The 11,488-nt window shown below is 42.8% G+C and carries 7 protein-coding genes; all 7 read left to right on the forward strand.

Going from position 1 to position 11,488, the window contains the following annotated elements; all coding sequences use genetic code 11:
- Positions 1–63 precede the first annotated feature (63 nt).
- The 7 genes from UB32_RS02805 (at position 64) to UB32_RS02835 (ending at position 11,345) form a co-directional block, all read left to right on the forward strand.
- On the forward strand, positions 64–1,296 hold the full coding sequence (locus UB32_RS02805; RefSeq protein ID WP_044391025.1) for an ABC transporter substrate-binding protein: 1,233 nt from the start codon (positions 64–66) through the stop codon (positions 1,294–1,296).
- A 211-nt stretch (positions 1,297–1,507) separates the two neighbouring features.
- Positions 1,508–2,374 carry a carbohydrate ABC transporter permease gene (locus UB32_RS02810; RefSeq protein WP_044391027.1) on the forward strand — a complete coding sequence of 289 codons (867 nt, stop codon included), beginning with the start codon at positions 1,508–1,510 and terminating at the stop codon, positions 2,372–2,374.
- A complete protein-coding gene (locus tag UB32_RS02815) occupies positions 2,371–3,192 on the forward strand; it encodes a carbohydrate ABC transporter permease (RefSeq protein WP_044391029.1) in 822 nt (273 codons plus the stop codon). Before UB32_RS02810 ends, UB32_RS02815 begins: the two co-directional genes overlap by 4 nt.
- Positions 3,193–3,222: 30 nt before the next feature.
- The gene (locus tag UB32_RS02820; RefSeq protein ID WP_044391031.1) at positions 3,223–4,908 is read left to right on the forward strand and encodes a glycoside hydrolase family 13 protein; all 1,686 of its coding nucleotides are present in this window, start codon (positions 3,223–3,225) and stop codon (positions 4,906–4,908) included.
- A gap of 57 nt (positions 4,909–4,965) precedes the next feature.
- Positions 4,966–6,603: a glycoside hydrolase family 13 protein gene (locus UB32_RS02825; protein ID WP_044391033.1), complete on the forward strand. Its 1,638-nt coding sequence runs from the start codon at positions 4,966–4,968 to the stop codon at positions 6,601–6,603.
- 267 nt (positions 6,604–6,870) lie between these two features.
- Positions 6,871–7,854, forward strand: coding sequence for an aldo/keto reductase (locus tag UB32_RS02830; RefSeq protein WP_044391035.1), 984 nt, complete (start codon positions 6,871–6,873; stop codon positions 7,852–7,854).
- Between the two features lie 176 nt (positions 7,855–8,030).
- On the forward strand, positions 8,031–11,345 hold the full coding sequence (locus UB32_RS02835) for a DEAD/DEAH box helicase (RefSeq protein ID WP_044391037.1): 3,315 nt from the start codon (positions 8,031–8,033) through the stop codon (positions 11,343–11,345).
- Positions 11,346–11,488 lie beyond the last annotated feature (143 nt).

An 11,488-nucleotide genomic window follows, 5' to 3' on the forward strand; every position in this document is an offset into this window, starting at 1 on the left:
CTTTTTCTCAGTATATTGAAGTAAACGTTTACGTAAAAACGTGAAAACTTAGGAGGAAAATACATGTTCAAGAAAATGACAGCAGGTGTAATGGCATTAGCAATGGGAGCTACTTTATTAGCGGGCTGTTCTTCAAACAATGCAGAAGATGGAAAAGTAACGTTAGAGCTTTTTTCTAATAAAGCGGAAAGCATTCAGACCTACAAAGGGTTAATAGCAGAGTTTGAAAAGCAAAATCCTGATATCAAGATCAAGCTAGATGCACCGCCTGAAGCAGAAACCGTTTTAAAAACGCGTCTAACCAAAAACGATATGCCGGATATTATGTCGATCGCCGGCAATGCTACCTATGGTGAATTAGGACGTGCAGGTGTATTGGAAGACTTCTCAGGTTCAGAACTGGAAAAGACAGTGCAGCCATCGTATATTGATATGATCAACCGTCTCGTTGGTCCGGAAAAAGAGGGCATTTTTGGTCTGCCATATGCAACAAATGCAAATGCGGTTATCTATAATAAAGCAAAGTTTGAAGAACATGGACTTACGGTTCCAACTACCTGGGATGAGTTTATCGCAAGTCTAGAAAAAGTGAAGGCGGCTGGTGACACTCCGATTTATTTTACATTAAAGGATGCATGGACTGGCATGATTGCCTGGAACTCACTTGGTGCTAATGTCGCAGGGGAAGATTTCGCTGAAAAGAAAAATGCCGGAGAAACTTCATTTGTCGAAAGTTACGATGAAGTAGCTGATAAGATGGCAACATTGGTAAAATACGGGCACAAGGATAATATGGGTGTTGCCTACGGTGATGGAAATAACGCTTTTGCCAACGGAAAGTCTGTTTTCTATCTTCAGGGAAACTGGGCTATTCCAGAAATCCTGAAAGCAAATCCTGATATGGAATTGGGTGTGTTCCCAATGCCGGTTACAAATGACCCAGCAAAAAATAAATTAGTATCAGGTGTAGACGTTCTCCTTACTATTAACAAAGATACGGAGCATAAAGAAGAAGCAATGAAATTTGTTGAATTCATGATGGATCAAGAAACGGCCAAAAAATATATTGATGAACAAAAGGCCTTCTCCGCAGTTGAAGGTGTTTACCAAGAAAACCCTGTTTTTGAAGGGATCAAAGGAAACTTTGAAACTGGTGCCATCACTAGCTTCCCAGATCACTATTATCCAGCAGGAATGGGAGCTGAAAACCTGGTACAGGAATTCTTGATCAAGCAAGACAAAGAGAAATTCTTGAAAAAAATGGACAGCGAGTGGGACAAAGTACAAAATCGCTAATCCGCAAAGAAGCCAGGGCGTCCTATGATCCCTGGCTTTCTAAAAAAACAGGAAAGAAATTAACTTTGAGAATTGTCCAGCTCCAGCGCCTAGCCCCTCGAGTCGCTTCGGTCCGCCCAATGAAGTCAAAGAACGACTTCACCGGTCGGCCCTCCAGCGCTTGTCGGGGCTGACCAAGGCGCTTGCGCTTTTCTCACGAGGAGTTGTCATAATGAAAAAGAAAAATAATGTATTCCTGGTCATTGCCATACCTGCTTTCATCCTTTTTTTCATTTTTCATAGCTATCCTGCTTTGCAAGGGATTTTTTACAGCTTCACGGACTGGAAAGGCTATGGGGACTGGAACTTTGTGGGATTGAAAAACTATTTAAATGTATTTAAGGATGGCCGTGCAGGAGATGCGTACGTGTTCACGTTTAAATTCGCGATGGTTTCTACGATTCTCGTAAATATCATAAGCCTTGCAGTGGCAATTGGACTTAATTCAAAAATCAAATTCCATAAAACGCTTAGGGCGATTTACTTCCTGCCTTATATCCTTAGTATTTTGATTGTTGGTTTTATTTTTAACTTTATTTTTGCCCATTTTCTTCCGCAAATTGGTGATGCTTTAGGCTGGGAGTTCCTAAGCAGAAATATTCTCGGAAATCCTGATCTTGCATGGATAGGAATTGTCGTAGTCGCAGTATGGCAGGCCGTTTCCTTTAATACCATTTTGTACCTGGCAGGTCTTGTCACTATTTCAGAAGATTTATATGAAGCAGCAAGTATTGATGGCGCCGGTGTCTGGACGAAGTTCTGGAGGATCACGTTTCCATTAATAGCACCGTTCTTTACGATTAACATGGTATTATCGCTTAAAAACTTCTTGATGGTATTCGACCAAATCGTCGCATTAACAGGCGGCGGACCCGGAAAATCAACGGAATCGATTTCGCTGCTTATCTACCGGGGCGGCTTCGAAGGCGGAGAGTTTGCCTATCAATCTGCCAATGCCGTAATTTATTTTATCGTGATTATCATTTTCTCTGTCATTCAATTGAAATTCTTAAATAAAAGAGAGGTGGAAAACGGATGAATCGCAAAAAAAACAGCTGGCTGATAACCACTCTCTTGATTTTAGGTTCATTGGTAATACTGTTTCCACTTTATTTAACGGTTACAATCGCTTTTAAAACACCGCTTGAAATGGCTGGCAATTTATTAGCGCTTCCTAAGACATGGTCATTTGACAACTTTGCCCAAGCAATTGAAATGACTAATTTCTTCAACGCTTTCAAAAACAGTGCTTTCGTTACGTTTTTTGTGGTCATTTTTACCGTAATGACGAATTCACTTGTTTCTTATGCGATCGCAAGGAACATGCATAAGAAGTTTTATAAGTTTTTATACTTCTACTTTTTAAGTGCGATGTTCATTCCTTTTCCGATTATCATGCTTCCACTCGTAAAACAGACAAGCGCATGGGGTATGGATAATCTGGTAGGGCTGATCATTCTGTATATCGTGTTCAATTTATCTTTTAATGTATTTATTTACATCGGATATATCAAGTCTATTCCTATAGAACTGGAAGAGGCGGCGATCATGGATGGTGCAAGTACCTGGGGTGTGTTTTGGAAGGTCATCTTCCCGCTGCTTGCACCAATGAATGCGACAGTCGCGATCATTACGAGTCTTGGAGCATGGAATGACTTCATGCTGCCACTCGTGTTGTTGAGTGACCGGGAAATGGCGACATTGCCTCTCGTGCAGTATATTTTCCAATCGCAATTCAGCACGGACTATAACCTTGCATTTGCCTCTTATTTGATGGCTCTAGCGCCAATGATCATCGTGTACATTTTTGCCCAGAAATGGATCATTAGTGGTGTGATGAAAGGTTCGATAAAATAACTTTAGGAAAATGGATCGGAGTGTAGTGACGTGAATAAGACTTGGTGGAAAGAAAGCGTAATATATCAGATTTATCCGAGAAGCTTTAATGATTCCAATGGTGATGGTGTGGGCGACATCAACGGAATAACGGAAAAAATCCCTTATTTGAGCGAGCTCGGAATTGATGTCATCTGGCTGTCTCCCGTCTATAAATCACCAAATGATGATAATGGCTATGATATTTCTGATTATCGAAATATCATGGACGAGTTTGGTACGATGGAGGATTTTGATAAGATGCTGGCTGAGGCTCATCATTATGGAATCAAAATTATGATGGACCTGGTTGTCAACCATTCAAGCGATGAGCATGCCTGGTTCCAGGAATCTCGTAAGTCAAAAGAAAACCAATACAGAGACTATTATATCTGGAAAAAGCCGGTGAATGGGGAGCCACCGACGAATTGGGGAGCTGCTTTTGGCGGGAGTGTCTGGGAATACGATGAAGAGACAGGCGAGTATTATCTCCACCTTTTCAGCAAAAAGCAGCCGGATCTTAACTGGGAAAATCCTATATTAAGAAATGAAATCTATGAAATGATGCGTTTTTGGCTGAATAAGGGCATTGACGGATTCAGGATGGATGTCATCAATTTCATTTCAAAAGATACAAGCTATCCTCAGGGTGAAATCCGAGAAGGGCATAAATATGGGAATGGAAGCAAGTACTATATGAATGGTCCGAAAATCCATGAATTTCTCCAGGAAATGAACAAAGAAGCGCTAAGTGGTTTTGACACGATCACTGTCGGAGAAATGCCCGGCGTTTCAGTTGAAGAGGGCAAGCTCTATACAGGGACAAGCCGGAATGAATTAAATATGGTTTTCCATTTCGAACACGTGGGCCTTGGGGATGGACGATTTGGCAAATGGGATCCGCGTGAATGGAAACTTACTGAGCTGAAAGAAATAATGACTAAGTGGCAAAAGGGTTTAGAAATGGATGGTTGGAACAGTCTGTACTGGAGCAACCATGACCAGCCGCGGGCTATTTCACGCTGGGGCAATGATTCCGATGAGTACAGGATGGTATCGGGCAAAATGATTGCTACCTGTCTTCATATGATGCAAGGTACTCCATATATCTATCAAGGTGAAGAAATCGGCATGACGAACGTCAAGTTTAATGATATCAACGATTACCGGGATATCGAAACATTGAATGCTTATCGCGATTTAACCCCTGTTTCATTGACACATGAAGAAATTTTCAAGGGTATTCACGAGCGTAGCCGTGACAACGCTCGAACTCCTGTGCAATGGGACAGCAGCCCGAATGCAGGCTTCACAACAGGAACACCTTGGATCAATGTAAATCCTAACTATGAAAAAATCAATGCCGAAGCTGCTTTAAAAGATGAAAACTCTATTTTCTATTACTATAAGAAGCTCATCAAACTAAGAAAGCAGAACGAAATAATCGTGTACGGCACATTTGATTTATTAATGGAAAAGGATGAGCAGATTTTTGCATATACTCGGACACTTGGAGAGGATCAATTATTGGTGATCTGTAACTTCAGCGCCCAAAATACTGTCTTCACCCTTCCTGAAGATGTCCGCTATTCTTCGAAGGAATTACTAATTTCTAACCTTAACGTCGATGAAAATCAATCTATCGAAGAAGTGACGCTTCAGCCTTATGAAGCAAGGGTTTATCGCTTGAAAAAATAAGGAACGGGCCTTTTATGGGCCCTTTTTCATGGGAATAAAAAGGATTGAGGTGCTACTGTGAAGAAAAAATGGTGGAAAGAAGCTGTAGTTTATCAAATTTACTGGCGAAGCTTTTATGACTCCGATGGGGATGGCTACGGTGATTTAAAGGGAGTAATCGAAAAGCTCGATTACATTAAAAGTCTTGGAATCGACGTGATCTGGCTGAATCCTTTCTATGAATCGCCTGACCGGGATAATGGCTACGATATTTCAGATTATTATAGTGTGATGGAGAAGGCCGGAGATATGGCGATTTTTCAGGAATTTGTCCAGGAAATTCATAACCGGGAAATGAAAGTCATCATGGATCTTGTCGTCAATCATACATCTGATCAGCATCCATGGTTTCAGGAATCCCGTTCTTCAAAGGATAATCCAAAGAGAGATTGGTATATTTGGGAAGATCCAAAAGAAGGGAAGGAGCCGAATAACTGGCGCTGTTATTTTGCCCCATCATGCTGGGAATTGGACCCGCGAACTGAGCAATATTATTACCATTCCTTTGCCGTGGAACAGCCTGATTTAAACTGGAAAAACCCTGAGTTGCGAAACGAGATTTATAAGATGATGCGATTCTGGCTTGATAAAGGAATCGATGGGTTCCGGATGGATGTGATCAATCTTCTGGCGAAAAGAGAGGATTTTTCAGACGCGGAAAATCCATCTGATATTAGTTACCTGGCAAACAATCCAGGGATTCATGATTATCTCCAGGAAATGAATCGTGAGGTACTTCAGCATTATGATGCAATGACAGTAGGGGAGATCCCTTTTGTTACACCTCAGGAAGGGCTGCTCTACGTGGATGAGGAGCGGAATGAGCTTAATACATTATTCCATTTCCAGGTGGCTGACGAAATGCCAACTTGGGACATGATCCGTTTTAAAAGAATTCAAGCAAGCTGGTACGATGGTTTAAAGGGGAAAGGCTGGAACTCTCAATTCCTGAACAATCATGACCATACAAGGCAAGTGACACGCTATGGAAATGATGGGAAATATCGTGTGCAGTCTGCCAAGCTGTTGGCGACAATGATTCATACGCTGCCGGGAACTCCTTATGTTTATCAGGGCGAAGAAATCGGGATGACTGGAGTCAGGTTCGACTCAATTGAGGATTATAACGATATTGCAATGAGAAATAAATACCATGAAGAAGTAGCCAAAGGACGTGACCCACAAGAAGTCTTTGAAAGCCTGCTGCTGTTGAGCCGTGATAATTCAAGGACACCGATGCAATGGAACGATGCCCCACAGGCAGGTTTTACAGGCGGCGAACCATGGATTAAAGTCAATCCAAACTTCAAGGAAATCAATGTCGAAGCGGCTTTGAAAGACCAGGACTCCATCTTTTACTACTATAAAAAACTAATCAGTCTGCGGAAAGAAAATGAAGGAATGGTATACGGGGAGTATCATGATTTATTACCAGATGATAAAAATCTGTATGTTTACACCCGCTCATACAACGAAGTAACGTGGCTCGTTGTCCTGAACCATTCAGATGAGCAGCGAGAGTATACTCTCCCGGAAGAATTTCAACACGCTGAAAAACAGCTGATTATCGGTAATTATGAGCTAAAAACGAACAGTGAAGAATCCCTTCTCGATCCGCATGAGGCGAGGATTTATAAAATAAGTACCCAATGTTAAACTCGATACATTACTAATTATAACCTCTCCGGAGTTAATCGCATGGCATGCCAGTTGGCAGGCAATCCTGCAAGGAGACAGGATTCGTCAACTCGAACTTTCCCTAATCCAAGATCATTCGCTACAGCGATACCCAATATCTCTTGATTGACAAGCGAACCTCCCAATGGAGTACTTCAGTATATTGGATGTACTAAGATACGTTAGTTGTTTTGCAAAAGGTGATATAGTTAAAAGAGTATAAATTTGGATGGGAGGCATGTTCATATGAATTACCGTGAATTAGGAAATACTGGAATCAAGATCAGTGAAGTTAGTTTTGGGACATGGGCAATTGGCGGTTCATGGGGCAAGACGAATGATCAAGAAGCGTTAAGGTCGCTGGAGTACGCGATTGATCAGGGTGTCAATTTTTTTGATACAGCCGATGTATATGGTGACGGCCATAGTGAAGAGTTGTTAGCGAAGGCCACCAAAGGCAAGGAAGACCAGATTCATATCGCGACAAAATTTTGCCGCAAGGGTGATATACACGATCCGGAAAACTATAGCTATGAAACTGTCAGATCTTATTGCGAAGATAGTCTCCGTCGTTTGAACAGGGAATCCATTGACTTGTATCAGATTCATTGCCCGGCTACTGAGATTTTGCGGGATGGTAGTGTGTTTGACGTGCTTGACCGTCTCCAGGAGGAAGGGAAGATCCGCCATTATGGAGTTAGTGTCGAAACGGTGGAAGAGGGGCTGATCAGCATGGAAAATCCAAATGTGAAAAGCCTGCAGATCATTTTTAATATGTTCCGGCAGAAGCCGCTGGAGACATTGATCCCTGAAGCTTATCGAAAAGGAGTAGGGCTGCTGGTGAGGCTGCCGCTAGCAAGTGGGCTGTTGACGGGTAAATTTTCAGCAGGGCATGTATTTGAAGAGGATGACCATCGCCGTTTTAATGAAAATGGAGAGGCGTTTAATGTTGGCGAAACATTTGCGGGTCTTGGGTTCAAAAAAGGTGTGGAGTTGGCCGACCAGCTGAAGTGGATTGCCGAAGGTCGCCAATCGATGGCGAGCGCCGCACTGCGTTGGATTCTCGACCAAAAGGAGATCACTTGTATCATTCCAGGATTTAAAAACGCGGCTCAAGTAAAGGACAATCTCGGCGCTCTCGAAACAACACCATTCACAGAAGAAGAACTGCAGACAATCCAGCGTTTTTATCAGGAGAATGTGAAGGATTTTATCAGGGGAGCTTATTGAAACGAACGGACGAAGCTATGGAAAAAAATTCAGGGCACAAATGAAAGGTTTGTGCCTTCTTTTTGTTTTTTTTAACGATTTTGTGTTTAACTGGTTTATAATAGAATCGCAATAATTGGGATTTTCCTTTTTTGAGAGGTTATCATTACTAGTAGTCAAATAATGGGAGGAAATCAATGTCTAGTGTACTAACACAGCGTGAGATAAGGAAGTTATTCACGGATGCGGTTTATCGTCGTGGTCTGGCTTATTATAAACAGGGTTATGTGGGAAACTTGACTTTTGATCCCGCGAGAGAATTATGGAAGGCGAGCGTCAGAGGATCAATGGTTTACCAAGTTACTATTCATATGGATGAAGATGGAATCGAATGCGACTGTGAGTGTCCAGCGTTCGGCAATTATTCAAGCCCTTGCAAGCATGTGGCGGCTGTTTTGCTTAAAATTCAGGGACAGGAGTCTGGTTCTGGATTCCGTGTTCCAAGTCCCGAGCCGTCTTTCGAGCAAAAATTCACTCGGCTAGCAGCACAGAAAAGGATGGAGGAGGAGAAAAGGCGAGCTGAGGAAAGACAAAGAATCTATACGAAACATATTACCGACAAGTTTATTGAAGCGTTCGCAAATCAGTCTCTGCCCGAATTGTCTCAGAAAGAAAGCAGAGACAAAGAAGAGCTGATGGTAGAATGGATTTGCAGAATTCACAAACCATTTTCAGGGAGTCGAGTTTTGCAGATGGAAATGAAAGCAGGACCGAAAAAGACGTATGTTGTCCGGAAAATTACCGGGTTTCTAAATGCGGTCCGAACGCAGTGTCAATATGAATTTACCAAAAATTTTACATATGATCCTAGCGAGCATCGTTTTTCAGAGCGAGATAAAGAAATCATTGAGCTGCTGCTGCAATCGGTCAAATACGAGGAAATTTATCAGCAAATGCAGAGGGAGCACTACGGAAATGGCTTTGTTTCTGAGGAGCGAAGCATTACGATTTCGCCGATGCTGGCAGATTCCTTCTTAGCGAAAATGGCGGAAGGGAACGTTCGGCTTGAATATGGCGGCGATACGTATGAGGGAGTGGAAGTTCACGAGGATGAATTGCCAATTACTCTAAGTTTGAATCAGGGATCGAACGATCAATCCTATCAATTGGACTTGTCGGAACTGCTTTTTAGCGAGTACCTTGCGCTTTATGGTTACCTGGTAGAGGGCAATCGTTTTTATAAACTTTCAGATGATCAGCAACGGTATATGAGCGATTTGAAGAATTTAGCCAGTCTAAACCGCAACCCGATAGTAATGATTGACAACGAACAAATGGAACCCTTCCTTTCCCATGTCGTTCCAAAGATGAACAGGATTGGCAAATTGAAAATTGCTGATGAGGTCACAAACCGAATTTCGAACGAACCTTTAAAGGCGAAGGTTTTTGTCGACTGGGATGATGAAACTCTGCAAATTCAATTGGAATACCATTATGGTGATAAAATCCTGAATCCATTTCAACCCGATCAAAATGCAGATCCAAATCAAGTGATTTTGATACGAGAGGCTGGAAAGGAACAGGCAATCATGAATATCCTTGAAAGCTGCAGCCTGCGGATTTTTGGGAACGATTTGTATTTGAAGGGCGAAGAAAATGTATATGACTTCTTATATGACACGCTGCCTAAACTAGAGGATTATGCAGATATCTTTTTAACAAATGCTGTAAAATCGCTGATTTTGCCGAGCAGACAAGTACCGGTGACGAACATTGAGGTGAATTCCTCTGGAAATTGGCTGGATGTCAGCTTTACTATCGAAGGAATTGCCCAGAAGGATGTACAGAATATATTGCTCTCGGCGGTTGAAAAAAAGAAATACTACCGGCTGCCAGATGGCGCTTTTGTTTCGCTTGAATCAGAGGAATATGAAAGCATCCAAACCATGGTGCAGGAATTCCATATGAAGCCATCTCATTTGAAAAATGAATCGCTGCAGCTGCCGTTATACCGAGGAATGCAGCTGGAAGAGGTGATGAAAAAGGAGAATGGCGGCAACGCAAAGTATGGGAAGCATTTCCGCCGGCTGCTTAGTTCGCTGAAAAATCCGGAGCAACTAGAATTTGATGTACCAAAACTGCTCGAGGCAACGTTGAGGGACTATCAAAACTATGGATTCCAATGGTTAAGTACGTTGAATCATTATCGCCTTGGCGGAATTCTGGCAGATGATATGGGGCTCGGAAAAACATTGCAAAGCATCGCCTTTATTTTATCCGAAAAAGACAGGACGGAAGACAATAAGCCTGTCCTGATCGTTGCTCCAGCTTCCTTAGTGTACAACTGGAAAAATGAATTCCACAAATTTGCCCCTTCCTTAAAGGTGGCGGTGATGATTGGTTCGCCGCAGGAAAGAACGGATATGATCAAAGAGGCGGATTCTCTCGATGTCTGGATTACATCTTATCCAACGTTAAGACAGGATATCGAACAATATGCACAGTATGAGTTCCGGACGCTGATTTTGGATGAGGCACAGATGATCAAAAATCATGCCACGAAAGCGGCCAAGGCAGTAAGGGAAGTCCGTGCTGGAACCCGTTTCGCATTGAGCGGGACGCCAATCGAGAACTCCATCGACGAGCTGTGGTCCATTTTCCAAACAATCATGCCTGATTTTTTCCCGAACCAAAAGGCATTCCGTCAGCTTCCGCCTGAAAAAGTAGCCAAAATGGTGAGTCCGTTTATTTTGCGGAGGGTTAAAAAGGATGTCCTCAAGGAATTGCCGGACAAGATTGAAAGTGTGAACTATTCAGAGCTGACCAAACAGCAAAAAGAACTATACCTTGCTTACTTAAGCAGAATCCAAGCGGAAGCAAAGGAATCGCTTGATGGAGAAGGATTCCAGAAAAGCCGCATCAAGATTCTCGCCGGTTTGACAAGGCTGCGGCAATTATGCTGCCATCCGTCTTTATTTTTGGACAATTATCAAGGGGAATCAGGAAAGCTGCAGCAACTGATGGAGATTGTCGCCAATGCCGTTGAGAATGGGCGGCGCCTGCTAATTTTCTCCCAATTCACTAGCATGCTATCGATGATCAGCGACCACTTGAACAAGGAAGGCTTCCGCTTTTTCTATCTCGATGGCAAGACAGCCTCGAAGGAACGGGTCCAGTTGGTAGATCGATTCAACGAGGGAGAGGCGGACATTTTCCTGATTTCGTTGAAGGCAGGAAACACCGGATTGAATTTGACCGGGGCAGACACGGTTATTCTGTATGATCTTTGGTGGAACCCGGCCGTGGAAGAACAAGCAGCAGGACGGGCACACCGCATGGGCCAAAAGAAAGTCGTCCAAGTCATCCGGCTAATCTCCCAAGGCACGATTGAAGAGAAAATATATGAACTGCAGCAAAGCAAACGCGAACTGATCGAAACAGTCATCGAACATGGAGATCAAGCCCTAGCAAAAATTAGCGAGGAAGAAATCCGGGAAATCTTGAATATATAGTGGGGAATAGAGCATCTAGGGGTGGACAGGAAAACATTTCGGCGGATTCTTGACAACTTTAGGCCAATCTCCTGCAAACCTGTCAAAAAAAAGGTGTTTTCTTGACAACTTTGAGCTTTGGACCCTCAAAGCTGTCAAAATAA

The sequence above is a fragment of the Mesobacillus subterraneus genome, from assembly GCF_000934845.1.
GTDB classification, from domain to species: Bacteria; Bacillota; Bacilli; order Bacillales; family Cytobacillaceae; genus Mesobacillus; species Mesobacillus stamsii.

What these genes read in the sequence shown, in the direction of transcription:
- UB32_RS02805 (WP_044391025.1), top strand. Translation starts at nt 64, where the DNA reads ATGTTCAAGAAAATGACAGCAGGTGTAATGGCATTAGCAATGGGAGCT.
- UB32_RS02810 (WP_044391027.1), top strand. Translation starts at nt 1,508, where the DNA reads ATGAAAAAGAAAAATAATGTATTCCTGGTCATTGCCATACCTGCTTTC.
- UB32_RS02815 (WP_044391029.1), top strand. Translation starts at nt 2,371, where the DNA reads ATGAATCGCAAAAAAAACAGCTGGCTGATAACCACTCTCTTGATTTTA.
- UB32_RS02830 (WP_044391035.1), top strand. Translation starts at nt 6,871, where the DNA reads ATGAATTACCGTGAATTAGGAAATACTGGAATCAAGATCAGTGAAGTT.
- UB32_RS02835 (WP_044391037.1), top strand. Translation starts at nt 8,031, where the DNA reads ATGTCTAGTGTACTAACACAGCGTGAGATAAGGAAGTTATTCACGGAT.